The following is a 24,178-nucleotide window of genomic DNA, read 5'->3' on the forward strand; positions in this document are numbered from 1 at the left end:
CCGTGCGTCGCGGTCGAGGGCCAACTAGTAGCGCGGTCGGCGGAAGCGGCTGAGCAGGCCGCCCCGGCGGACGGGCTGACCCGTTTGGTATCCGGCCGGTGCGGCTGACCCGGTCACAACCCGGTTCGGCGCGACACCGCCGGCCGCTCCCATCCGGCCGCGGCGACGGGCGTCGACCGAGAGCGTGCCGGCGCCGAGGCCGGCGAGGGCCAGGAAGGCGAAGCAGTACAGCAGTGCGGGTTCGCCGCCGTTGCCGCCCACCCCCGGGTCGTACGGCCAGAAGCCGTTCGGCAGGTGCTGCCACAGGTACGCCACCGCCATCTCTCCGGAGGCGATGAACGCCGCGATGCGGGTGAACAACCCGACGGTGATGAGGATGCCGAGGACGAATTCGATCAGCCCGGCCCACCAGAACGGCCAGGTGCCGACCGGAACCGACTCGCCCAGCGGCCAGCCGAACAGCTTCATGCTGCCGTGCAGAGTGAAAGCCAACCCGAAGATGATCCGGAAGATGCTCAGCAACGGTGACGAGTAATTCGCCAGCCGAGCGTCGAAATTGGTCGCCATGGGGTGACCTTACGCGCGAACACAGCGGATTTTCAGAGCTCCAGCAGCACTGTTACCGGACCGTCGTTCACCAGTTCCACATTCATGTGCGCCCCGAAAACTCCTGTTTGCACCGGCGCTCCCAGCCCCCGCAGCGCCTCGCAGAACGCCACCACCAACGGTTCGGCGACCGGCCGCGGCGCCGCGGCGTTCCACGACGGCCGCCGCCCCTTGACGGTGTTGGCGTAGAGGGTGAACTGGCTGACCACCAGGATGGGCGCCGTCTCGTCGGCAGCCGAGCGCTCCCCATCGAGAATGCGCAGCTGCCATAGCTTTTCGGCGAGTTTGCGGGCGATGTCGGCGTCGTCGGTGTGGGTGACCCCGACCAGCGCGAGGAGGCCCTGGTGGGCGGGTGCGATGGCGCCCACCACCTCGCCGTCGACGACGACCCTTGCCGAGGACACCCGCTGGACCAGAACGCGCATGGGCTCCATCCAAGCGAAAAGGCCGGGTGGCATGCACGCCACCCGGCCTTTCGCTGTCGACCTAGACGTCGCGTCGGCGAGCCGACTAGACGTCGCGTCGGCGAGCCGACTAAACGTCGCGTCGGCGAGCCGACTAAACGTCGAAGTAGAGCGCGACCTCGTACGGGTGAGGACGGATCTGGATCGGCATGATCTCGTTCTCCCGCTTGTAGGAGATCCAGGTCTCGATCAGGTCCTCGGTGAACACGCCACCCTCGGTGAGGTACTCGTGGTCCTCCTCGAGGCGGTCGATCACCGCGGACAGCGACGTCGGGGCCTGCGGGATGCTGGCGGCCTCGTCCGGCGGCAGCTCGTAGAGGTCCTTGTCGACCGGGGCCTGAGGCTCGATCTTGCGCTTGATGCCGTCGATACCGGCCATCAGCATCGCGGCGAACGCCAGGTACGGGTTGCCCGAGCTGTCCGGGCAGCGGAACTCGAGGCGCTTGGCCTTCGGGTTGTTGCCGGTGATCGGGATGCGGACACACGCCGAGCGGTTGCGCTGGCTGTACACCAGGTTGATCGGCGCCTCGTAGCCCGGCACCAGACGCTTGTAGGAGTTCACCGTCGGGTTGGTGAACGCCAGCAGCGACGGGGCGTGGTGCAGGATGCCGCCGATGTAGTGGCGCGCCGTGTCGGACAGGCCGGCGTAACCGGACTCGTCGTGGAACAGCGGCTGGCCGTCCTTCCACAGCGACTGGTGGGCGTGCATACCCGAGCCGTTGTCACCGAACAGCGGCTTGGGCATGAACGTGACCGTCTTGCCCTCCTGCCACGCGGTGTTCTTGATGATGTACTTGAACAGCAGTACGTCATCGGCCGCGTGCAGCAGCGTGTTGAACTTGTAGTTGATCTCGGCCTGACCGGCGGTGCCCACCTCGTGGTGACCGCGCTCGAGCACGAAGCCCGCGTTGATCAGGTTCGTGGCCATCTTGTCGCGCAGGTCGACGTAGTGGTCGTAGGGGGCGACGGGGAAGTAGCCGCCCTTGGGGCGCACCTTGTAACCGCGGTTGGCGCTGCCGTCCGCCTCGAACGGCTCACCGGTGTTCCACCAGCCCGACTCGGAGTCCACCTCGTAGGACGTGCCGTTGATCTTCGAGTCGAAGGTCACCGAGTCGAAGATGTAGAACTCGGCCTCGGCACCGAAGTAGCAGGTGTCGGCGATGCCGGTGCTGATCAGGTAGTTCTCCGCCTTGCGTGCCACGTTGCGGGGGTCGCGGGAGTAGGCCTCGCGGGTGAACGGGTCGTGCACGAAGAAGTTCATGTTGAGCGTCTTGGCGTGCCGGAACGGGTCGATGCGCGCGGTCTCGGGGTCGGGCAGCAGCATCATGTCCGACTCGTGGATCGACTGGAAGCCGCGGACAGACGAGCCGTCGAACGCCAGACCGTCTTCGAAAACGCTCTCGTCGAACGCCGAAGCCGGGATCGAGAAGTGCTGGACGACGCCGGGCAGATCGCAGAACCGAATGTCGACGTACTCGACGGATTCGTCCTTGATCAACTTGATGATGTCGTCGGCCGTCTTATCTGCCACTCTAGTTTTCTCCTTTACTGGTAACCCGCGCGTTGACGCTAGGGACACGATGTTGCACGGTCGTCAACCGCATGTTGCGCCGAAGTTACGGCGGAGCATCACACCCGGGTTCGAGGCAGGCGCAGCGAGCCCGCCTATCCTTTCAGTATGGCCCGCGCGCTCGGGTCCTGGCTGTCCGGTCCGGAATCGAATCGCGGACCCGGCGGCCCGGGCCAACCACCGAATGAATATCCGGGTCAACGGCTCGGGTTGCCCGACAGCGGGCCGGGGTCGATGGCCCGGTTCGGCCGCCGGGTCGCCGCCATGCTCGTCGACTGGTTCATCGCCTACGGGTTGGCCGCGCTGGCCATGACGCTCGGGCTGATCTCGGTGGGCGCGATGTCGACTGTGATCCTCGTCATCTGGTTCGTCATCGGGGCGGTGTCGGTGCGCCTGTTCAGATTCACCCCCGGTCAGTACGCGCTCGGCCTGATGGTGGTGTCGATGGACGACCGGGAGCACGTGGGGTTCGGCCGCGCTTTGGTCCGCGGGCTGATGATCGCGCTGGTGATTCCGGCACTGTTCACCGACGAGGATCTGCGGGGCCTGCACGACCTGGCCACCAAGACCGCCGTGGTGCGGCGCTGAACGTGAGCTAGTGCTCGAAGATCGGCACGAAGATCGCGCACGAGTTCGCGTTCGGTGTCAGGTCTCGTGGCGGATCTGCCCGTTCATCATCGTCATCGTGACGTTGGCCCGGTGGATGTCGTGCGGGTCGATCTCGAGGATGTTGCGGTCGAGCACGATGAGGTCGGCGAGCTTGCCGACCTCGAGTGAGCCCACCTTGTGGTCGAGCCGCAACTGGTGCGCCGCACCGAGTGTGTTGGCGTAAATCGCCTCGGCCACCGACAACCGCTGGTCGGCGGGTTCGAGCACCGGCGCGTCGGTCTGCCCGATCAGCTGCCGGGTCACCCCGACCTGGATCGAGTCGAGCGGTTTGTACGTGGAGAAGTAGCCGGCGGCCGGCCAGTCGGTGCCCAGCGAGATCCGGCCGCCGGATCTCAGCACCGCCTGCGGGCGGTAGAGCAGGTCTTTTCGCGGTGACCCGTAGCGCGCGCCCATGTTCTCGAGGGTGTCGGGATCCGCCGACATCCAGTTCGCCGAGAACTGGGCGGTGACCCCGAGGGCGCCGAAGCGGGGATTGTCGCTGTCCTCGACGAACACCAGGTGGGCGATCGCATGCCGACGGTCACGGCGCGGATTCGAGGCGATCGCGCGCTCGACGGCGTCGAGGGCGACGCGGGCGGTGCGTTCCCCGCAGGCGTGGACGTGCACGTCGTACCCCGCGGCGTCGACCGCACCGATGAGCTGATGCCACTGCTCCTCGGTGAACGGGGACCCGCCGGTCGAGTCGGGTTTGTCGGCGTAGGGCTCGACGAGCCAGGCGGTGTAGCCGCCCTGGGTGCCGTCTCCAACGATCTTGACGACGTCGACGGACACCAACTCGCCGGACACCTGCTCGCGGACCGCCTCGAGCGCGTCGACCGCACCGTCGACCGGTGCGGAGCGGACCGAATAGGACGCGACGACGCGGAACGGCAGCGCACCGCGCTGTTCGACGTCGGCGTAGAGGCGCAGCAACGCCGCCTGGTCGTCGCCGATGGGCGGCACACCCGCGTCGAACACCGACGTGATCCCGGCGGCCGACGCCTTCGGCAGCCAACCCTCCATGAGCGTGCCCATGGTGTCCGGGGAGATCGGCTCGACGGCGTCGACCAGGCCGAGCACCGCGTTCACCTCGAGGATGTAACCGGTCGGGTCACCGTTCGTGTCGCGGGCGTAGTAGCTGAAACCCGGTATCGGGTCGGGGGTGTCGCGCTTGACGCCCGCCATCTCGAGCGCGGTGCTGTTGGCCCACAGGCTGTGCCCGTCGATGGCGAAGAAGAACGCCGGCCGGTCGGGCAGAATGCGGTCGAGTTCGGCGCGGTCGGGCCCGTCGGGTCCGAACATGTCCACCCGCCAACCGAATCCGCGCACCGGCCCGGTCGGGTTGTCCTTCGCGTACGCCTCGATCGCGCTCAGCGCATCGGCCAGCGTCGGCACCTGAAGATCGACGCCCGAGGTGAGGAACGCGCCCAGGAACGGGTGGGTGTGGCCTTCCACGAAGCCCGGCATCAGCAGGCGGCCGCCGAGGTCGACCACCCGGGTCGCCGGTCCGGCCAGCGCCATCGCACCCGCCTCGTCGCCGACGTGGACGATCGTGTCGCCCCTGACGGCCAGCGCCTGCGCCCACGGCGCCGGGCCGTCGACGGTGTAGACCGCACCGTTGCGGAACACAAAGTCCGCGTGGGCGTTTGCGGAGCCCGGGGAGCCGGCCGGGGCGGGGGACTGCTGCGCCGGGGAGGAGCACGCGCTCACCGCGGACGCCGCCGCCACCGTCGCCGCGGCCCGCAACACCGTGCGACGGGTGGTCCGGCCACCGAACGACAGGAAATGGGGCGCCCACTCGCACGCAGTACACACCCGCGGAAGTATGGCCGGTGACCACCGGCCCGGGACTGCGGCGCGCCGCTAGCGCCGGCGCACGGTGCGCTGGACCCCGCGCATCTTGGCCTGCGCGGGCATCGGACCCTTCGGCATCGCGGCCGGACCGAGTTTGGTGCCCAGTGCGGCCAGTCGCGACTCGAGCGAGTCCATCTGCTTGACGGTGATGTTGGCGGGCAGCTTGTTGAGGTGGCGCTCCAGCTTGGACAGCGGCACCTCACCCTCGCCGTTGCCGACGATCACGTCGTAGATCGGGGTGTCGCCGATGAGGCGCGCGGTGCGCTTCTTCTCCTGGGCGAGTAGCGGCTTGACCCGGCCGGGGTTACCCTCGCCGACGAAGATCACACCCGGACGGCCGATCACCCGGTGCACCGCGTCGAAGTGGCCCGTCGCCGCCACACCCGGTGTGACGCGCCACTTGCCGCGCAGGTTGTCCAGCGCCCATGCGGCCGCCCCGGTCTGGCCCTCGGCCTTGCGGTACACCGACTTCTGCGCCCGCCGGCCGAAGATGATGAACGCGACCAGCGCGCCGAGCACGATGCCCAGCGGGATCAGCGTGTACATCGTGAACCCGCCGGCGAGGACACCGACCGCGACCGCCGCCCCGACGATCAGGACGAACGCGCCGATCATGTACGGCAGCAGCCGCTTGTCCTCTTTGCGCTGGATCTGGAACGCCTGCCAGAGCTGACTGCGCCGCTGCTTGGACGCGGCCTTGCGGGCGGCCTTCGCCTCGGCCTTGGCGGCCTTGGTGGCGGCGGTGTTGCGGGTCTTGGCCATACCCTCAGGATACGGGTGGCGTCGCGGCCGGTTTCAGCCGCGCGGCCTGCGCGTACAGCCGCCCCGCCCGGTACGACGACCGCACCAGCGGACCGGACAGCACCCCGGCGAATCCGAGCCCTTCGGCGAACTGCGCGAACTCGACGAACTCCTCCGGTTTCACCCAGCGTTCCACCGGATGGTGGCGCGGCGAGGGCCGCAGATACTGCGTGATCGTGATGATGTCGCAGCCCGCCTCGTGCAGGTCGACCAGCGCGGTGCGCACCTCGTCGGGCGTCTCACCCATGCCGAGGATCAGGTTGCTCTTGGTGACCAGGTTGTCGTCGCGGGCCGCGGTCAACACCGCGAGGCTGCGTTCGTAGCGGAAGGCCGGCCGGATCCGCTTGAAGATGCGCGGCACCGTTTCGACGTTGTGCGCCAACACTTCTGGGCGCGACTCGAAGACCTGCGCCAGCAGCGCCGGGTCTCCGTTGAAATCGGGGATCAGCAACTCGACGCCGGTGTTGGGGTTGAGTCGCTTGATCTCGCGCACCGTCTCGGCGTAGAGCCAGGCGCCGCCGTCGGGCAGATCGTCGCGGGCCACACCCGTCACCGTCGAGTACCGCAGACCCATGGCCTGAACGCTCTCGGCGACCCGGCGAGGTTCGTCGCGGTCGAGTTCTGACGGCTTGCCGGTGTCGATCTGGCAGAAGTCGCAGCGCCGGGTGCACTGCTCGCCGCCGATCAGGAAGGTGGCCTCGCGGTCCTCCCAGCATTCGAAGATGTTGGGGCAGCCGGCCTCTTCGCACACGGTGTGCAGGCCCTCGCGCTTGACCAGCGATTTGAGCTCTTTGTACTCCGGGCCCATCCTGGCGCGGGTCTTGATCCACGGCGGCTTGCGCTCGATCGGCGTCTGGGCGTTACGGACCTCGAGACGCAGCAGCTTGCGGCCTTCCGGAGCCGCGGAGCCGGCGCCATTGGATCCCGAAGGGGTGACGGTCACTGTGTCGATGCTACGCCGGAGGCGTAGGTGTCAACGGATACGCCGGACACGGCCAGCCTCCCGTCGAGCGCGTCACACACCCGCGCGGCGACGGCGTCGGTGACCTCGTCGACGGTGACGCGGCGGCCCAGTTCCGCGGTCAGCGACGTCACGCCGGCGTCGGCGATCCCGCACGGCACGATGGCCGAGAACGCCGACAGGTCGCAGTCGCAGTTGAGGGCGAACCCGTGCAGCGTGGTGCCGCGGGACACCCGGATGCCGATGGCGCCGATCTTGCGTTCCGGCCGGAGGCCGTCGCCCGGCAGCCAGACCCCCGACCGGCCCTCGACCCGCCCGGCGTCGAGGCCCAAGCCGGTGCACACCGCGATCAGCGCCTCCTCGATGCGGCGCACGAAGTTCACCACGTCGAGCGGTTCGGCCAGCCCGACGATCGGATAGCCGACCAGCTGGCCGGGGCCGTGCCAGGTGATCTTGCCGCCGCGATCGGTGTCCACCACCGGGGTGCCGTCGGCCGGGCGTTCGTGCGGTTCGGTGCGCTTACCGGCCGTGTAGACCGACGGATGCTGAAGCAGCAGAAGCGCATCCGAGCCGCCGGCCACCCGCGCGTCGACGAGGCCGCGCTGCAGCTCCCACGCGTCGAGGTACTCGACGGTGCCCAGTCGCCGCACCTCGACCGGACGGGTCGACGACCTGATCGAAATCGCCATGGACACGACGCTACTCGTCAGGCGTCGCGCGGGCCGGTGGCGTAGGCGAGCGCTTCGCCGACGGTGTTGTGGTGGAACGTGAACCCGGCCCGCTCCAGCGCGGCGGGGATCGCCCGCTGCCCGCCGAGCAGCCCTTCGTCGGCGAACTCGCCGAGCACCGTGCGCAATGCGAACCCCGGCACCGTAAGCGGGGTGGGCCGGTTGACCGCGCGGCCCAGCGCAGCGGTGAACTCCGCGTTGGTGACCGGGGCGGGGCCGGTCAGGTTCAGCGGCCCCGACAAGTCCTCGTGCGCGACGGCGAACAGCATGGCGCGCACCTGATCCTCGAGGCTGATCCACGGCATGTACTGCCTGCCGTTGCCCAGCCGGGCACCCAGGCCCAGGCCGAACAGCGGTTTGAGCCGGCTCAGCAACCCGCCCGACGGGGACAGCACCAGACCCGTTCGCAGCAGCACCACCCGGGCGCCGTCCTCGGCCGCCGCCGCCGTCGCGGCCTCCCAGTCCACGCACAGTTGCGCGAGGAAACCGTCTCCCGCGGGGGCGGATTCGTCGGTGACCCGGCCGCGGGTGTCGCCGTAGTAGCCGACCGCGCTGGCGTTGACGAGCAGCGGGACCCCGGCGTCGGCCACCGCGTTGGCCAGCACCTCGGTGGGGGTGATGCGGCTGTCGCGCAGGCTCTGCTTGAACGCCCCCGACCAGCGGCGCTGACCGACGCTGACACCGCACAGGTTGATCACGGCGTCCACACCGCGCAGCGCGTCAGGATGGAATTCACCGCTGTCCGGGTTCCAGAACAGCTCGTCGGCGTTCGAGGGTGCGCGGCGCACGATCCGCACGACCCGACGGTTCTCGGCGCGCAGCGCAGACACCAACGCCGAACCGATGAGGCCCGAGGACCCCGCTATCGCGATCACAGCTCCGCCTGATGTCGCCGGCCCCCCGGCTCCGGTGGACACCGGGTTACAGACCCAGGTCTGCCTCGAACGAACCCTCTTCGAGTCGGCGCTTGATGGTGGTCAGGAAGCGACCGGCGTCGGCACCGTCGATGAGTCGGTGGTCGTAGGTCAGCGGCAGGTAGCAGATCGACCGCACGCCGATCGACTCGTTGCCGAACTCGTCGACGATCACCCGCGGCCGTTTGACGATCGCACCGGTGCCCAGCATCGCCGCCTGCGGCGGCACCAGGATCGGCGTGTCGAACAGGGCGCCCTGGCTGCCGATGTTGGTGATCGTGAAGGTGCCGCCGGACAGTTCGTCCGGTTTGAGGTCACCGGAGCGGGCACGCGCGGCGATGTCGGCGATCGCGCGGGCCAGCCCGGCCAGCGAGAGGTCACCGGCGTTCTTGATAACCGGCGAGAGCAGACCCTGATCGGTGTCCACCGCGAAGCCGAGGTGCTCGGCGTCGTAGTAGGTGATCTCCTTGGTGTCCTCGTTGTAGCTGGCGTTGACGTTCGGATGCTGTTTGAGCGCGTCGATGACCGCCCTGGCGATGAATGGCAGATAGGTCAGGTTGACGCCCTCGCGCTCGGCGAAGTCGTTTTTCGCCTTGGCCCGCAACGCCACGATCTTGGTCATGTCGACCTCGTGGGTCTGCGTCAACTGCGCTGTCGCCTGCAGGGATTCGCGCGTCTTCTTCGCGGTCAGCTGACGGATCCGGTTGGCCTTCTGCTTGGTGCCGCGCAGGTGAGCCAGCGGTGCGTCCGAGGCGTTCGCGGATGCCGTCGCCGCGGCCGGCGCCTTCCCGGGTGCCTCGGCGGCGTCCTCGGGGCCGGACTTGGCCTTCTTGTCGGCCTCGGCCGCCGCCAGGACGTCCTGCTTGCGGATGCGTCCGCCGACTCCGGTGCCCTTGACGGCGGCCAGGTCCACGTCGTGCTCGGCGGCCAGTTTGCGCACCAGCGGCGTGACGTACGGGCCGCTGCCGTCGGACGGCTCGGCATCCTGCTGCGGCTCGGGCTCCTTCTTGGGCTCGGGCTTGGCTTCCTGCTTGGACTCCTGTTTGGGCTCGGGCTTCGGCTCCGGCTTGGACTCCTGCTTCGGCTCGGGTTCCGGTTCGGGTTCGGGCTCCGGCTCCGGCTCGGGTTCCGGCTCCGGTTCGGGCTCTTCGGCCTCGGCCTGATCGGCATCGCCGATCTTCGCGAGTTCCCCGCCGACCTCGACCGTGTCGTCCTCCTCGGCGATGATCTCGAGCAGGGTGCCCGCGACCGGCGAGGGGATCTCGGTGTCCACCTTGTCGGTCGACACCTCCAGCAGCGGTTCGTCGACCTCGACGCTGTCGCCGACCTTCTTGAGCCACCGGGTGACCGTGCCCTCGGTGACGGACTCACCCAGCTCGGGCATCGTCACCGGGGTCGCCGAACCCGAGGACTTCGGCTTCGGCTTCGACTCCTTCTTCGGCTCCGGTTCGGGTTCCGGCTCGCTCTCGGTCTCTTCGGAGCTGTCGGTCTCCTCGGAGCTGTCGGACTCCTCGGAGGTGGTCTCCGACTCCGCTTCCTCCGCAGGCTCCTCGTCCTCGTCCTCGTCGGAAGACGAGTCGTCGGAGGAGTCGCCCGAATCCTCGCCGCCCTCGCCGATCACGGCGAGTTCCCCGCCGACCTCGACGGTGTCGTCTTCCTGCGCCACGATCTTCTGCAGCACGCCGGAGGCCGGGGACGGGATCTCGGTGTCGACCTTGTCGGTCGACACTTCGAGTAGGGGTTCGTCCTGTTCGACCGTGTCACCCTCTTGCTTGAGCCACCGGGTGACGGTGCCTTCGGTGACGCTCTCACCGAGTGCGGGCATCTGAACAGAGACGGCCATGTGTTGTGACTCCCTCGAACGGCTCAGTCGTATCGGGTCGAATGTCACACCCATCCTTCCACGTTCCCCCGCCGTCTTCGTCGTGGACTCGGCGAGTGATTGCTCTGGCACTATCGAAAGGGGTTTGACGAGAGCCGAGGGAGACGGTGGGACTCTTCGACAAGTGGCGCGGCCGCCGCGCCGCGCGTGCGGACGGCCGCGACCCCGCGGCCGACCTGAAATATCTGCGGCAGTGGGTGGCCGAACACCGCGGCGTCGAGGCGTACGTCGAACCGAAGACCACCGTCACCGACGTCACGGTGGTGCTCGTCGCCGCCGACGGCGAATGGACCCGGCGGCGCGCCGGGGGAGACGCGGGTGCGCGCCGGCTGTCCGAACGGCTCAAGATCCCGGTCTACGACGTCCAGAAAGTCGGCTATCCGCAGCGCATGCGCGACTATGACGCCAGACGGCGCATCGAACGCAAACGCGCGGCCCGCCGCGAACTCGAAGGGTGAACCACCACATGTCACGACCCGCCCCCCGATTCGTCGACAGCACCGACGGAGTGCGCGTTGCGGTGTACGAAGAGGGCAACCCCGACGGGCCCACGGTGATCCTCGTGCACGGCTGGCCGGATTCCCATGTGGTGTGGGACAGCGTCGCGGCCGAACTCGCCGACCGCTTCCACGTCGTGCGCTACGACAACCGCGGCGTCAGCCCCACCTCGGCGCCGAAACGCGCCGCGGCGTACACCACCGCGCGCTACGCCGACGACTTCGCCGCCGTCGCCGACGCGGTGGCGCCGGGCCGGCGGGTGCACGTGGTGGCGCACGACTGGGGTTCGACGGGCATGTGGGAGTACCTGTCCCGGCCCGAGGCCGCCGACCGGGTGGCCTCCTACACCTCGCTGTCCGGGCCGAGCGTCGACCATGTGTACCGCTACGTGCTCGACGGGCTCAAACGGCCGTACCGGATCCGTCGCCTGGCTCGCGCGCTGAACCAGTTCGCCCGGCTGAGCTACATGATCCTGCTGTCGGTTCCTCTGGTGGCCCCGGTGTTGGTGCGCGCCTTCATCGCCGAGGGTCTGCGGAAGTACCAGAGGGTCGCCGAAGGCATCCCGGCCGATCGGCTGCTGCACTCCGACACCTACCGGGCCGATGCCGCGCGAAGCGTGAAAGTCTACCGCGCCAACTACTTTCGGTCATTGCTGACCAAGCGCACCCCCCGCGTCGTGGACGTCCCCGTACAGCTGATCGTCAACACCGGCGACGCGTTCATCCGGCCCTACGTCTACGACGAGATCGCGCCGTGGGTGCCGACTCTGTGGCGCCGTGAGCTGCGCGCGGGCCACTGGTCGCCGATGTCGCATCCGCATGTGATCGCAAGGGCGGTGGCCGAACTCGTCGAACACGTCGACGGCGCTCCGGCCGCCCGGGAGCTGCGCCGGGCGCGGGTCGGCGGGCCGCGCGAATACTTCTCGGACACACTGGTTTCGGTGACCGGTGCGGGCAGCGGCATCGGCCGTGAGACCGCGCTGGCGTTCGCACGCGAAGGCGCCGAACTGGTGGTCAGCGATATCGACGAGGCCAGTGCCAAGGAGACCGCGGCCGCGATCGAAGCCGCCGGCGGCGTCGCGCACGCCTACCGGCTCGACGTGGCCGACGCCGATGCGGTCGAGCGGTTCGCCGACGAGGTCTGCGCCGGCCACGGTATCCCCGACATCGTCGTCAACAACGCCGGCGTGGGACAGGCCGGCCGCTTCCTCGACACACCGCGCGACCAGTGGGATCACGTACTCGACGTCAACCTCGGCGGGGTGGTCAACGGCTGCCGCGCGTTCGCGCGCAGGCTCGTCGAGCGCGGCACCGGTGGGCACATCGTCAACGTCGCCTCGATGGCCTCGTATGCCCCGCTGCAGTCGCTGAACGCGTACTGCACCAGCAAGGCCGCGGTGTACATGTTCTCCGATTGTCTGCGCGCCGAACTCGACGAGGCGGGGATCGGGCTGACCACGATCTGCCCGAGCACCGTCGACACCAACATCGTGCGCAACACCCGCATCCACGCCCCGGCCGACCGCACGGGCGACGTCGCGGGCCGGCGCGGCCAACTGCAGAAGATGTTCGCGATGCGCCGCTACGGACCGGACAAGGCGGCCAAGGCGATCGTCGCCGCGGTCAAGGCGAACAAGGCGATCCGGCCGGTGATGCCGGAGGCCTACTTCGTCTACGGGGTGTCCCGGGTGTTGCCGCAGGCGCTGCGCAGCACCGCCCGCGGCCGCGTGCTCTAGCCTTCCCGGGCGATCTCTTCCAGGACCGCGAACATCGTCCGCGTCGGCACCCCGGTGCCGCCCTTGGGGGTGTAACCCCACGGACCGCCGGAGTTGTACGCCGGCGCCGCGACGTCGATGTGCGCCCATTCGACACCGTCGGCGACGAATTCGCGCAGGTAGGTGCCCGCGACGAGCATGCCCGCGAAGCGTGAACCGCTGACGTTGGCGAGGTCGGCGACCGTCGACTTGAGGTCGTCCTTGAGTTCCTCGGGCAGCGGCATCGCCCACGCGTTCTCGCCCACCTGCTGCGACAGTGTCGCCACCCGGTCGCGGAACGCGTCGCTGCCCATCACGCCGGGCGTGCGCGAACCGAGCGCCACGGTCTGGGCGCCGGTCAGCGTCGAGGTCTCGATCAGATAGTCGGGGTTGTCCTCACACGCCCGCACGATCGCGTCGGCCAGGATCAGCCGGCCCTCGGCATCGGTGTTGAGCACCTCCACGGTGGTGCCGCCGTACTGGGTCAGCACGTCGCCGGGGCGCTGCGCGGTCGCCGACGGCATGTTCTCGGCCATCGGCACGGTCGCGATCACGTCGATCGGCAGCTTCTGTTTGGCGGCCAGCACGACGGTGGCGATCACCGCGGCGGCCCCGCCCATGTCGGAGGTCATGTGGTGCATGTTGGCGGCCGGCTTGATCGAGATGCCGCCGGTGTCGAAGGTGATGCCCTTGCCGACGAGCGCGACCCGCTTACTTCCGCCTGTTCGTGCTCCTCGCGTGCGCGTGCGCACAGCACCCTTGTGCGACAGCCGCACCAGCCGCGGCGGCCGCGACGAACCCTTGCCGACGCCGACGATGCCGCCGTAACCCGCCTTGACCAACGCCTTGTCGTCGAGGATCTCGACTTCCAGACCGGCCGCCTCTCCCAGCGCCTTCGCACGCTTGGCGAACTCGTCGGGGTGGAGGTGGCTGGGCGGGGTGTTGACGAAGTCGCGGGCCGTCGCGACGGCGGTGGCGATGTCGGTGGCGCGCTGAGCGGCGTCGCGGGCACGGCTCTTGGACTCCTGGGACAGCGCGGTGATCGCGCGCAGACCGCCGTCCTTGGGTGCGGTCTTGGCGCTGCGGAACTCGGTGAAGCGGTACGAGCCCAGGATCAGGCCCTCGATCGCCGCCTCCAGGTCCAGCGCGGACAGCGTGGTCAGCACCGCCGCCACCTTGTCGAGCGACCGGGCCGCGTTGCCGGCCACCCGCCGCACCGTGTCGGCGGGCCACTCGTCGCGCTCCTTGCCCAGCCCGATCGTCAGCACGCTGGCCACCGGCAGCGCGGACACCACCAGGCGGTGCGTCTGCCCTTCACCGCCGGTCGCGCCGAGCGACTTGAGCGCGGCCTCGATCTCCCTGACGGCGTCTTTGTCGAGGAACGGGGCGGCGGCGAGAACCGCCGCCGCGTCGTCCCGCGTGACCACGGGCACGATGAGCACGGAGTCACCCACTCCGCGGCGCGGTATGGAGGAACTGACGGTGACGACGGGGGCCTGATAGCCGGGATCGGAACTCACGAGAATCCACCATAAGGTGTCAGACGTGAGTGAACCCCTGCACGGCCCTCTGGAAGACCGCCACCGCGAGCTGGGAGCGACGTTCGCCGAGTTCGGCGGCTGGCTGATGCCGGTGTCCTACGCGGGCACGGTCACCGAGCACACCGCGACCCGCACGACGGTCGGGCTGTTCGACGTCAGCCACCTCGGCAAGGCACTGGTGCGGGGCCCCGGCGCGGCGGCCTACGTCAACGCCGCGCTGACCAACGACCTCAACCGCATCGGCCCCGGCAAGGCGCAATACACGTTGTGCTGCAACGACTCCGGCGGGGTGATCGACGATCTGATCGCCTACTACGTCTCCGACGACGAGATCTTCCTGGTGCCCAACGCCGCGAACACCGCTGCCGTGGTGGCCGCACTCGCCGAACGGGCGCCCGACGGGGTGACGGTCACCGACGAGCACCGCTCGTACGCGGTGCTGGCGGCGCAGGGCCCCAAGTCCGCGGAGGTGCTCGGCGGGCTGGGTCTGCCCACCGACATGGACTACATGGGATACGTCGACGCGGAACTCAACGGCACCGCGGTGCGGGTCTGCCGCACCGGCTACACCGGGGAGCAGGGCTACGAGCTGCTGCCGGCCTGGGACGACGCGCCCGCCGTCTTCGACGCGCTTGTGTCGGCGGTGCGTGACGCCGGCGGTGAGCTGGCCGGGCTCGGCGCGCGCGACACCCTGCGCACCGAGATGGGATACCCGCTGCACGGTCACGAACTGTCGCCGGAGATCTCCCCGCTGCAGGCCCGCTGCGGGTGGGCGGTCGGCTGGCGCAAGGACGCCTTCTGGGGCCGCGACGCGCTGCTGGCCGAGAAGGAGGCCGGTCCGAAGCGGCTGCTGCGCGGGCTGCGCGCGGTCGGCCGCGGGGTGCTGCGGCCGGATCTGACGGTGTTCGACGGCGACACCGCGGTCGGTGTGACGACGTCGGGGACCTTCTCGCCGAGCCTGAAGGTCGGTATCGCGCTGGCGCTCGTCGACACCGCCCACGACATCGCCGACGGCAGCCGCGTGGAGGTCGACGTGCGCGGCCGGCGCATCGAGTGCGAGGTCGTGCCTCCGCCGTTTGTCACCGCGAAAACCCGCTAGCCACCGGAGATACAATTTCTTCCATGACTGACGGCCCCCTCGAGTTCACCGTTCACCGCAACGCGGAGCCGGCGACCGACGAGGTACGCGCCGAGATCCTGGCCAACCCCGGCTTCGGCCGCTTCCACACCGACCACATGGTGTCGATCGACTACACCGCCGACGCCGGCTGGCACAACGCACAGGTGCTGCCCTACGGCCCGATCGAACTCGACCCGTCGGCCGTCGTGCTGCACTACGCGCAGGAGATCTTCGAGGGGCTCAAGGCCTACCGGTGGGCGGACGGGTCGGTGGTGTCGTTTCGTCCCGAGTCCAACGCCGCACGGCTGCGGTCCTCGGCGCGCCGGCTGGCCATTCCGGAGTTGCCGGAGGAGCTGTTCCTCGAATCGCTGCGCCAGCTCATCGCGATCGACGAACAGTGGGTGCCGCCCGCCGGGGGTGAGGAGTCGCTGTACTTGCGGCCGTTCGTCATCGCGACCGAACCGGGTCTGGGCGTCCGGCCCGCCAACGAGTACCGCTACCTGGTGATCGGCTCGCCGGCCGGCGCGTACTTCCCGCGCGGGATCAAACCGGTCAGCGTGTGGTTGTCGCACGAGTACGTGCGGGCCAGCCCCGGCGGCACCGGCGCGGCGAAGTTCGGCGGCAACTACGCGGCCTCGCTGCTCGCGCAGGCGCAGGCCACCGAACACGGCTGCGATCAGGTGGTGTGGCTCGATGCGATCGAACGCCGCTACGTCGAGGAGATGGGCGGGATGAACCTGTTCTTCGTCTTCGGCAGCGGGGGTTCGGCGCGGTTGGTGACACCCGAGCTGAGCGGTTCACTACTGCCGGGCATCACGCGAGACTCGTTGCTGCAGTTGGCGACCGACGCCGGGTTCGCGGTCGAGGAACGCAAGATCGACGTCGACGAGTGGCAGAAGAAGGCCGCCGCCGGGGAGATCAGCGAGGTGTTCGCGTGTGGCACCGCGGCGGTCATCACACCGGTCAGCCACGTCAAGCACCACGACGGCGAGTTCACCATCGCCGACGGGGAACCCGGCGAGGTGACGATGGCGCTGCGCGACACCCTCACCGGCATCCAGCGCGGCAAGTTCGCCGACACCCACGGCTGGATGGTCAAGCTGAACTGACGCCGCCGGCTCAGGGGGCGATGCGCACAGGCGGGTCGGCGAAGGCGGGATCCGCCGGCTGCTGACCGGGGCCCATCAGGCCGCAGTGCTTGACGGGCACCAGGTGGGAACTCAAGCCGCTGGGAACCCAGCGGGCGACTCCCACGCACCGTTCCCAGGTGCCGTCCGGGCGGACGGGACCGTCGCACTTGCTGATGAAGGCGCCGCCGTAATGGCAGCCGGCACCCGCCGGTGGCGCCGAGACGATCAGCCCTGCTGCCATCAGCAGGGCGGCGGATCCTCCGACCTTGGAGCGCTTCATGATTGCCTTCCGTGGACAGCCCAGCCGACCGTCACCGACGCTACCGCCTGAGTGGCGGGTCCGTGCCGGGAACGGGCGCACTGCGGATCAGCGCCGCTACCTGATCACCAGCCCCACCGCGACCACCGTCGTCGTCACCTCGATCGCGGCGCCCAGCACGTCACCGGTGATCCCGCCGAACCGGCGCACGCAGTGCCGCACCAGCAGCGCGGTCATACCCACCGCGACCACGACAGTCAGCGGACCCTGCCAGATCCGTTCGGTGGCCGGAATCGCCAGCGCCGCAACGGCTGCCAGCCACACCAGCACCACCGCCGCGGGTTGGGTGCCTGCCACCCGACCGCCGAGCGCGCTGCCCTCGGCGGCGGGTATGCCGCGCCGGCACGCCACCAGTGCGGCGACCCGGCCCGCCGTCACCGCCACGACCACACCCACCGCGCCCGACCAGCCGCCGGGGAGCATCGAGAACGCCAACGTCTGCGCGCCCACCGCGACCACGATCGACGCCGCGCCGAACGCACCGGCCGACCCGTCGCGCATCACGCGCAGGGCGCGTTCGGGCGCGCCGTAACACCCCAGCCCGTCGACCGTGTCGGAGAGCCCGTCGATGTGCATCCCGCGGGTCGCCAACAGCAGCACGGCCACCGCCAGCAGACCCGCCAGCGCGCTGTGCGGTCCGAACGCCCACGACCCCGCCCACAGCACCGCCGCCGCGACCGCGCCGAGCACGATCCCGACTCCGGGCAGCGCGGTCATCACCCCACGGCCCAACGTCGCGGTGCTGCCCGTAGGTACCGGCAGCACGGTCCCGAACGCGAACGCCCCTGCCAGCGAACCGATCACGACGAGACGCCGGCCTCGTCGAAGGTCGCCATACCGGCCAGTGCGGCCACCGCGGCGCGCACCGCGGGCAGGGCGACCGCGGCGCCGGTGCCCTCACCGAGTCGCATGCCCAGGTCGAGGATCGGCGTCAGCCCCAGGCTGTTGAGGGCCAGCGTGTGTCCGGGTTCGGGGGACCGGTGCCCGGCCTGCCACCACTGCCGCGCCCCGGGCGCCAGCCGGTCGGCCACCAGCGCGGCCGCCGTCACCACCAGGCCGTCGAGCAGCAGCGGGGTGCGGCGCACCGCGGCCTGCGCGCAAAACCCGGCCATCGCGGCCAGATCGGCACCGCCGCAGATCCTCAGCAGCGCCGCCGGATCGGCCGCCGCCGTCCGCGCCCGGTACATCGCGTCGCGGACCGCGGCGGTCTTACGCGCCCAGCCGGCGTCGTCGATGCCGGTCCCGCGCCCGACCACCACCACCGGTTCGGAGTTCGTCAGGACGGCGATCAAAGCCGTTGCGGCCGTTGTGTTCCCGATGCCCATGTCGCCGGCGATCAACAGGTCGGCCCCGGAGTCCACCTCCTCGTCGGCGATCCGGCGGCCCGCCGCCAGCGCCGCCTCGGTCTCCTCGTCGCTCAGCGCGTCCTCGTTTGCGATGTTGCCGCTGCCGCGCCGGACCTTGACCGCGCCGATCGCCGGCGTCAGCGGTTCGTCGCAGTCCACCGCGACGTCGACGACGCGCACCCCGGCGCCTGCCACCTCGGCCAGTGCGTTGATCGCCGCGCCGCCCGCCGAGATGTTGGCGACCATCTGCGCGGTGACCTCTGCCGGATACGCCGACACCCCGGCGCCGGCGACACCGTGGTCACCGGCGAACACCACCACCCTCGGCCGGCTGAACTGCCGGGGCGGGCACACACCCTGGCAGGCCGACACCCACACCGAGAGCTCCTCGAGCCGGCCGAGCGCCCCCGCCGGTTTGGTGAGCCGGCCCTGACGCCCCCGCGCCTCGGCCGCCGCGCCCGCGTCCGGTGGCACCACATCGGCGAACTCCACGGCGGCGAACGTCACGACGGCTCCTTCACGGTGATCGGTTGGCCCGCGACGATCAGCACCACCCGCTCGCACGTCGCGGCCAGCCGCTGGTTGAGCGCGCCGAGTTCGTCGGCGAACCGGCGTCCGGCGGCCGTGGCGGGGACGACGGTCAATCCGACCTCGGGACTGACCAGGACCAGGGATGCGGTGAATTCCGCCACCGCGGCCACCAGCGCATCGGCACCCGCAGCCACCGAACCCCCGTGCCACGCATCGCAGCGGTCCATCTCCGCGGTCAGCCATCCGCCGACGTCGTCGACCAGGGTGGCGGTGGCGGGATCGTCGCGCAGGGCGCCGGGGACATCGGTGGTCTCGGTGGTCCGCCAGCCGCTCGGTCTGCGTCGACGGTGTGCCGCGACCCGCCGGGCCCATTCGTCGTCGGCGCCCGGCGACGCGCCGGTGGCCACATAGCGGACGGGGTCCGGCTGCGCCGCTGCGGCGATCACGGCTTCGGCCCACCGCGATTTACCCGAGCGGATACCGCCGAGAACGAGCGTGCGCACCGTCGCCGGTCGACTCAGGCGACTTTGGCGCCGCGCTCGACCTGCGGACGCGGCGCCCGCATCCGGCGCAGCTGCGACGCCCGGCTGGCCGCGTAGAAGCCGAGCTTCCAGCCGGATTCGGTGTTGCCCGGGAACTTCTCGTCGACCAGGCGGTTGACCTTCCGGCCGACGACGAACCCGTCGATGATCATGATCAGCACCAGGACCAGCATCGCCGGCGACAGCAGCCGCTGCACCTCGATCGACGGTACGGCGAGCATCACGAAGATCAGGGCCAGGGCCGCGGGCATGAACAGGCCGAGCACGTTGCGCCGGGAATCGACCACATCGCGCACGAAGCGCCGCACCGGACCCTTGTCGCGGGGCAGCAGGTAGCCGTCGTCGCCGGCCATCATCTTCTCGCGGCGCTCGGCCATCGAGGCCCGCCGTTCCAGCTTCTCGGCCTTGCGCTCCTCCTTGCTGAGCTTGGGTCCGCGCAGTTCCTTGCGGCGGCGGCGCGCCTCGGCGGCGGTCAACGGGGCCGGTGCCACCGGGCCGCGCCGCTTGGCGGCGTCGCGCTTCGGGGTGGGCCTGCCCTTGGGGGCGGTCCTGCGCTCCCTGGTGTCCGGTCCGGACTCGGGACTTGCCGCCGACGCGGTCACAGCGGCGTCCTCGGGTTGGTCGTCCTCGTTTTTCCGGCCCAGCAGTTTCACACCCGCCAGATTACTTGCCGCTCGACGGGCTCCGGTGGGGCGGGAGTCACCTCGGGAATAGCGCCGAAGCAAGGTACCGTTGAGGTAGTGGACCGTCGACGGGTTTCGTCGGCGCGTTCCCCATGAACCAGCAGCAGGGATGCAAAGGGAGAGCAATGACTGTTCAGGACGAGTCGGCGACCGCCACCGCAACCCACGGTGTGCTTCTCACCGAAGCCGCGGCCGCCAAGGCGAAGGCCCTGCTCGACCAGGAGGGCCGGGACGACCTGGCGCTGCGCATCGCCGTGCAGCCGGGCGGCTGCGCGGGCCTGCGCTACAACCTGTTCTTCGACGACCGGGCGCTCGACGGCGACCTGACCGCCGAATTCGGTGGCGTCAACCTGACCGTCGACCGGATGAGCGCACCTTATGTGCAGGGCGCCACGATCGACTTCGTCGACACCATCGAGAAGCAGGGCTTCACGATCGACAACCCTAACGCCACCGGCTCGTGCGCCTGCGGCGACTCCTTCAACTGATCGGCTAGTACTGGCTGCCGGTGCGCAGCAGATACGAGCAGACCAGCACTTCGTTGTCCCGGATGAGCAGCTGGGCGACCGCCTGCTCCTCCTCATTGGGGGGCTGCTGGCCGCGGGCCGACCCGCGTGCCGGCGCCACCCGCATGGTGAACAGCACCTGAGCCTGATGGGACGACCACGGCACGATCGTGTCGATGGACGTCACCTCGGCGCGGCTGAACTGCTTGCGGAACGCGTCGCCGGCCAGACCGGCCAGCGCCAGATCCGACCGTTTCTCCTTCACGGCGTCGAACAGACCGCACAGCGCATGCCGGGCGATCTCCTCGTCGTCGCCGTTGGACAGCGCGTCGAGATACCCCTGGATGGCCGTGCGGGCGGAGGCGTCGGTGAGCGGCCCGGCGGCCTGCGGGGCACCGTCGTCGCGGGTCGCGAAGATCACCACGCCGACCAGGGTGGCCACCACGACCGCCACGACCACCGCCCACAGCAGCCGTTTGCGGCCCCGCTTCGGATACTGCACCGGCGGCGGCAGCATGCCCGGATATGCCGACGGCACCGGACCCGGATAAGGTTGCGGTGCGCCCTGATGCGGCGGAAGCGGTTGCTGGGGGTAGGGCTCCGGATAGGGGTACGGGCCAGCCATCAAGAACGTCGCTCCAAGGGATTGTGAGATCAGATCGCCTGTCTACAGTGACATCGCGGCGACCCGCGCGGGCACTGTACGCAGGTTAGCGCACAGTCGGTGCGCCGCCCGGGGACGACAGGGTTCGGGGTGGGGTCCCGGGCCCGGCCGCTAAGGTCGGGTAGTCCAGACGAATTCGAAGGGTGACATTTCGTGACCATTGCGGTGACCGGGTCCATTGCGACCGACCATCTGATGCGATTCCCGGGCCGCTTCGCCGACCAGCTGCTCGCCGAGCACCTGCAGAAGGTGTCGCTGAGCTTCCTCGTCGACGATCTGGTGGTCCACCGCGGCGGCGTCGCGGGGAACATGGCCTACGCCATGGGCATCCTCGGTGGGCAGCCGACGCTGGTCGGCGCCGTCGGCAAGGATTTCGACGACTATCGCGGCTGGCTGACCGCCCACGGGGTGGACTGCGACAACGTCCTGGTCTCGGAGACCGCCTACACGGCCCGGTTCGTCTGCACCACCGACGAGGACATGGCGCAGCTGGCGTCGTTCTATCCGGGCGCGATGTCCGAATCGCGCAACATCAAGCTCGCCGACGTCGTCGCCCGCACCGGTACGCCGGATCTGGTGATCATCGGCGCCAACGACCCCGACGCGATGTTCCTGCTCACCGAGGAGTGCCGCACGCTGGGGTTGCCGTTCGCCGCCGACCCCAGCCAGCAGCTGGCCCGCCTGTCGGGTGAGGAGATCCGCAAGCTCATCGACGGCGCCACCTACCTGTTCACCAACGACTACGAGTGGGATCTGCTGCTGCAGAAGTCGGGCTGGTCGGAGGCCGAGGTCATGCGGCAGATCCAGCTGCGCGTCACCACCCTCGGCGAGAAGGGTGTCGACCTGGTCGGACGCGACGGCACCTTCGTCCACGTCGACGTGGTGCCCGAGACCCACAAAGAGGATCCGACCGGCATCGGCGACGCGTTCCGGGCCGGCTTCCTCACCGGCCGCAGCGCCGGGCTGAGCCTCGAGCGCGCCGCCCAGCTGGCCTCGATGGTCGCGACGCTGGTGCTCGAAGCGCCCGGCCCGCAGGAGTGGCGCTGGGACAAAGACGCCGGTATCACCCGCCTGGCCGACGCCTACGGCGAAGACGCCGCCAAGGAGATCGCCTCGGCTCTGGCCTAAAGCTGGACGGGGTAGTGCGGCTCCTCGATCCGGGGAGTCACACTGCCCTCGACGAAGATCGCATGCCAGAGCATGAAGATCAGCACGGTCCACAACCGGCGGCTGTGATCGCTGACCCCGGTCCGGTGCTCGTCGAGCATCGTGCGCACCGCCTCGGCGTCGATGAGATCGCCCGTCTGTGACGCGGCGACCGTCTCGTAGGCCCATTCCAGCAGTTCCCCGGCACGCAACCAGTGCCGGATCGGGACCGGGAAGCCGAGTTTCGGGCGGTTGAGCACGTGTGCGGGCACGACCGGTTCCAGCGCGCGCCGCAGGGCGAACTTCGTGGTGGCCCGGGTGATCTTCTGCTCCAGCGGCAGCCGCGACGCGACCGCGAACACCTCGGGATCGAGGAACGGCACCCGCAGCTCCAGCGAGTTGGCCATCGTCATCTTGTCGGCCTTGACCAGGATGTCGCCGCGCAGCCAGGTGAACAGGTCGATGTGCTGCATGCGCGCGACCGGATCCCAGCCGTCGGACTCCCGGTAGAGCGCGGCGGTGACGTCGGTGTGCGTCCAGTCCGGCGAGAAGCGGCGCAGCACCGCGCGCAGGTGCTCGTCGGAGAAACTGCGGGCGTTGCCGTAGTACCGCTCCTCGAGGGTCTGCGAACCGCGGTGCAGCAGGCTCTTGCCGCGCATCCCCTCGGGGAGCGGGGCCGACGCCCGGCGCAACGAGCGGCGGACTGGCCGCGGCAGGTAGTCGAACGCCCGCAGCGACAATGGTTCGCGGTAGATGGTGTAGCCGCCGAACAACTCGTCGGCGCCCTCCCCGGAGAGCACCACCTTGACGTGCTTACGCGCCTCGCGGGCGATGAAGTACAGCGGTACCAGCGCCGGATCGGCCACCGGCTCGTCGAGATACCAGACGATCGCGGGCAGCGCCTCGACGAACTCCGCCTGGCTGACCACCTTGGTGACGTGCCGGGCGCCGATCGCCTCCGCCGACGCCACCGCCACGTCGACCTCCGAGAACCCCTCGCGCTCGAATCCGGTGGTGAATGTGATCAGCCGGGGGTTGTGGCGCATCGCCAGCGCGGCGATGGCGGTGGAGTCGATGCCGCCGGACAGGAAGGCGCCGACGGTGACGTCGGCGCGCATGTGTTTGGCCACCGAGTCCTCGAGTACCGCGGTGATCTCGTCGTAGCGGGCCTGATCGACGCCGCCCGCCGAACCAGGCGCGGAAGCGGCGCGAAAAGGAACCGCGTCGAAGCGGGGGGTGAAGTAGCGGGTGACCACCGGAGCCTGCCCCGGGCGCATCCGCAGGTAGCTGCCCGACTCGAGCCGGCGCACGCCGCGGTGCAGCGTCTCGGGCTCGGGCACGTACTGCAGCACGGTGTAGTGCTGCACCGCACGTTCGTCGAGGCCGGTGTCGATGCCGAGCTGGTCGGCGACGGCCATCAGGCACTTCTTCTCGCTGCCGACCGCGGTGCCACCGGGGCCGGTGGCGATGTAGAGCGGTTTGATGCCGAACGGATCCCGTGCGCAGAACAGCTCACCGGTGACGGTGTCCCACAGCGCGAACGCGAACATGCCGCGCAGCCGCGACAGCGCCGCAGGGCCCCAGTGGTGGTAGGCCGCGACGATCGCCTCGCCGTCCCCGTCGGTGGCGAACTCGGCGCCGTGTTCGGTGCGCAACGCCTCACGGAGTTCCAGGTAGTTGTAGATCTCCCCGTTGAACACCAGGACGTAGCGCAGCGGCGCCTCGGGCGGACCCCAGCGCAGCGGTTGGTGACTGTGCGCGATGTCGATGATCGACAGCCGGTTGAAGCCCAGCACGATGCCCGGGTCATCGGTGTCGTCCGCCCAGGTGCCCGGTTCGTCGGGCCCCCGGTGCCGCATCAGTTCAGCAGCCCCCGAGACCGCGCCGACCAGCGCGGGGGAGGACTGCGCGGACGGGTCTTTCAGGAACGCCAGCAGTCCGCACACGGCGCCAAGTATGCCCAATGCGGCG

Annotated in this window: 24 protein-coding genes; 7 read left to right on the top strand and 17 right to left on the bottom strand. The window is 69.8% G+C overall.

Annotation, left to right across the window (positions count from 1 at the left end; translation table 11 throughout):
- Window positions 1–24: 24 nt before the first annotated feature.
- The 3 genes from G6N49_RS06340 to glnA all read right to left on the bottom strand — a co-directional run bounded on the left by G6N49_RS06340 (window position 25) and on the right by glnA (window position 2,601).
- A complete protein-coding gene (locus G6N49_RS06340; RefSeq protein WP_011560705.1) occupies window positions 25–567 on the bottom strand; it encodes a DoxX family protein in 543 nt (180 codons plus the stop codon).
- A gap of 32 nt (window positions 568–599) precedes the next feature.
- Window positions 600–1,031: a D-aminoacyl-tRNA deacylase gene (gene dtd, locus G6N49_RS06345; RefSeq protein WP_041309734.1), complete on the bottom strand. Its 432-nt coding sequence runs from the start codon at window positions 1,029–1,031 to the stop codon at window positions 600–602.
- 133 nt (window positions 1,032–1,164) lie between these two features.
- Window positions 1,165–2,601: a type I glutamate--ammonia ligase gene (glnA, locus tag G6N49_RS06350; RefSeq protein WP_011560703.1), complete on the bottom strand. Its 1,437-nt coding sequence runs from the start codon at window positions 2,599–2,601 to the stop codon at window positions 1,165–1,167.
- A gap of 147 nt (window positions 2,602–2,748) precedes the next feature.
- Here glnA and G6N49_RS06355 point away from each other — a divergent pair, with 147 nt between their 5' ends.
- On the top strand, window positions 2,749–3,228 hold the full coding sequence (locus G6N49_RS06355; RefSeq protein ID WP_011560702.1) for an RDD family protein: 480 nt from the start codon (window positions 2,749–2,751) through the stop codon (window positions 3,226–3,228).
- Between the two features lie 57 nt (window positions 3,229–3,285).
- Here the strand turns inward: G6N49_RS06355 and G6N49_RS06360 are convergent, their stop codons facing one another.
- The 6 genes from G6N49_RS06360 to sucB are packed head-to-tail and all read right to left on the bottom strand — an operon-like array spanning window position 3,286 to window position 10,389.
- Complete coding sequence (locus G6N49_RS06360) at window positions 3,286–5,103, bottom strand: amidohydrolase (RefSeq protein WP_179967734.1); 1,818 nt, start codon at window positions 5,101–5,103, stop codon at window positions 3,286–3,288.
- A 48-nt stretch (window positions 5,104–5,151) separates the two neighbouring features.
- Complete coding sequence (locus G6N49_RS06365) at window positions 5,152–5,904, bottom strand: DUF4191 domain-containing protein (RefSeq protein ID WP_011560700.1); 753 nt, start codon at window positions 5,902–5,904, stop codon at window positions 5,152–5,154.
- Between the two features lie 4 nt (window positions 5,905–5,908).
- Complete coding sequence (lipA, locus tag G6N49_RS06370) at window positions 5,909–6,886, bottom strand: lipoyl synthase (RefSeq protein ID WP_011560699.1); 978 nt, start codon at window positions 6,884–6,886, stop codon at window positions 5,909–5,911.
- Entirely contained in the window at window positions 6,883–7,599 is a 717-nt protein-coding gene (lipB, locus tag G6N49_RS06375; protein WP_011560698.1) for a lipoyl(octanoyl) transferase LipB, read from the bottom strand. The genes lipA and lipB overlap by 4 nt, the downstream gene beginning before the upstream one ends.
- Before the next feature lie 11 nt (window positions 7,600–7,610).
- Window positions 7,611–8,549 (bottom strand): TIGR01777 family oxidoreductase, encoded by a 939-nt coding sequence (locus tag G6N49_RS06380; protein WP_011560697.1) that lies wholly within the window; start codon window positions 8,547–8,549, stop codon window positions 7,611–7,613.
- A 4-nt stretch (window positions 8,550–8,553) separates the two neighbouring features.
- Window positions 8,554–10,389, bottom strand: coding sequence for a 2-oxoglutarate dehydrogenase, E2 component, dihydrolipoamide succinyltransferase (gene sucB, locus G6N49_RS06385; RefSeq protein WP_011560696.1), 1,836 nt, complete (start codon window positions 10,387–10,389; stop codon window positions 8,554–8,556).
- A gap of 146 nt (window positions 10,390–10,535) precedes the next feature.
- Here sucB and G6N49_RS06390 point away from each other — a divergent pair, with 146 nt between their 5' ends.
- Together G6N49_RS06390 and G6N49_RS06395 are read left to right on the top strand one after the other, a co-directional pair.
- A complete protein-coding gene (locus tag G6N49_RS06390) occupies window positions 10,536–10,886 on the top strand; it encodes a hypothetical protein (protein WP_011560695.1) in 351 nt (116 codons plus the stop codon).
- An 8-nt stretch (window positions 10,887–10,894) separates the two neighbouring features.
- Window positions 10,895–12,661: an SDR family oxidoreductase gene (locus tag G6N49_RS06395; RefSeq protein WP_011560694.1), complete on the top strand. Its 1,767-nt coding sequence runs from the start codon at window positions 10,895–10,897 to the stop codon at window positions 12,659–12,661.
- Here G6N49_RS06395 and G6N49_RS06400 read toward each other — a convergent pair.
- Complete coding sequence (locus G6N49_RS06400) at window positions 12,658–14,199, bottom strand: leucyl aminopeptidase (protein ID WP_011856069.1); 1,542 nt, start codon at window positions 14,197–14,199, stop codon at window positions 12,658–12,660. The two genes, G6N49_RS06395 and G6N49_RS06400, sit on opposite strands and share 4 nt — an antisense overlap.
- 25 nt (window positions 14,200–14,224) lie before the next feature.
- Between G6N49_RS06400 and gcvT the strand changes: the two genes are divergently transcribed.
- Entirely contained in the window at window positions 14,225–15,319 is a 1,095-nt protein-coding gene (gcvT, locus tag G6N49_RS06405) for a glycine cleavage system aminomethyltransferase GcvT (protein ID WP_011856068.1), read from the top strand.
- A 23-nt stretch (window positions 15,320–15,342) separates the two neighbouring features.
- Window positions 15,343–16,449 (top strand): branched-chain amino acid aminotransferase, encoded by a 1,107-nt coding sequence (locus G6N49_RS06410; protein WP_011560691.1) that lies wholly within the window; start codon window positions 15,343–15,345, stop codon window positions 16,447–16,449.
- Between the two features lie 10 nt (window positions 16,450–16,459).
- Here G6N49_RS06410 and G6N49_RS06415 read toward each other — a convergent pair whose 3' ends face one another.
- From G6N49_RS06415 to G6N49_RS06435, 5 genes are all read right to left on the bottom strand, one after another.
- A complete protein-coding gene (locus G6N49_RS06415; protein ID WP_011856067.1) occupies window positions 16,460–16,750 on the bottom strand; it encodes a CDGP domain-containing protein in 291 nt (96 codons plus the stop codon).
- A gap of 96 nt (window positions 16,751–16,846) precedes the next feature.
- Window positions 16,847–17,593 (bottom strand): adenosylcobinamide-GDP ribazoletransferase, encoded by a 747-nt coding sequence (locus G6N49_RS06420; RefSeq protein WP_011856066.1) that lies wholly within the window; start codon window positions 17,591–17,593, stop codon window positions 16,847–16,849.
- Window positions 17,590–18,642, bottom strand: coding sequence for a nicotinate-nucleotide--dimethylbenzimidazole phosphoribosyltransferase (gene cobT, locus G6N49_RS06425; RefSeq protein WP_083045229.1), 1,053 nt, complete (start codon window positions 18,640–18,642; stop codon window positions 17,590–17,592). The genes G6N49_RS06420 and cobT overlap by 4 nt, the downstream gene beginning before the upstream one ends.
- A complete protein-coding gene (locus tag G6N49_RS06430) occupies window positions 18,639–19,169 on the bottom strand; it encodes a bifunctional adenosylcobinamide kinase/adenosylcobinamide-phosphate guanylyltransferase (protein WP_011856065.1) in 531 nt (176 codons plus the stop codon). Before G6N49_RS06430 ends, cobT begins: the two co-directional genes overlap by 4 nt.
- Before the next feature lie 14 nt (window positions 19,170–19,183).
- Window positions 19,184–19,861, bottom strand: a complete 678-nt coding sequence (locus tag G6N49_RS06435) for a DUF3043 domain-containing protein (protein ID WP_011560686.1) — start codon at window positions 19,859–19,861, stop codon at window positions 19,184–19,186.
- Between the two features lie 155 nt (window positions 19,862–20,016).
- Between G6N49_RS06435 and G6N49_RS06440 the strand changes: the two genes are divergently transcribed.
- Window positions 20,017–20,379 carry a HesB/IscA family protein gene (locus G6N49_RS06440; protein ID WP_011560685.1) on the top strand — a complete coding sequence of 121 codons (363 nt, stop codon included), beginning with the start codon at window positions 20,017–20,019 and terminating at the stop codon, window positions 20,377–20,379.
- Window positions 20,380–20,383: 4 nt separating this feature from the next.
- Here the strand turns inward: G6N49_RS06440 and G6N49_RS06445 are convergent, their stop codons facing one another.
- Window positions 20,384–21,022, bottom strand: a complete 639-nt coding sequence (locus G6N49_RS06445) for an Rv0361 family membrane protein (protein ID WP_011856064.1) — start codon at window positions 21,020–21,022, stop codon at window positions 20,384–20,386.
- 192 nt (window positions 21,023–21,214) lie between these two features.
- Between G6N49_RS06445 and G6N49_RS06450 the strand changes: the two genes are divergently transcribed.
- The gene (locus G6N49_RS06450; RefSeq protein ID WP_011560683.1) at window positions 21,215–22,189 is read left to right on the top strand and encodes a carbohydrate kinase family protein; all 975 of its coding nucleotides are present in this window, start codon (window positions 21,215–21,217) and stop codon (window positions 22,187–22,189) included.
- On the opposite strand, the gene asnB is transcribed toward G6N49_RS06450, so the two are convergent.
- The gene (gene asnB / locus G6N49_RS06455) at window positions 22,186–24,153 is read right to left on the bottom strand and encodes an asparagine synthase (glutamine-hydrolyzing) (RefSeq protein WP_011560682.1); all 1,968 of its coding nucleotides are present in this window, start codon (window positions 24,151–24,153) and stop codon (window positions 22,186–22,188) included. The two genes, G6N49_RS06450 and asnB, sit on opposite strands and share 4 nt — an antisense overlap.
- Window positions 24,154–24,178: the final 25 nt, after the last annotated feature.

Origin of the sequence: Mycolicibacterium monacense (assembly GCF_010731575.1) — a bacterium.
GTDB classification, from domain to species: domain Bacteria; phylum Actinomycetota; class Actinomycetes; order Mycobacteriales; family Mycobacteriaceae; genus Mycobacterium; species Mycobacterium monacense.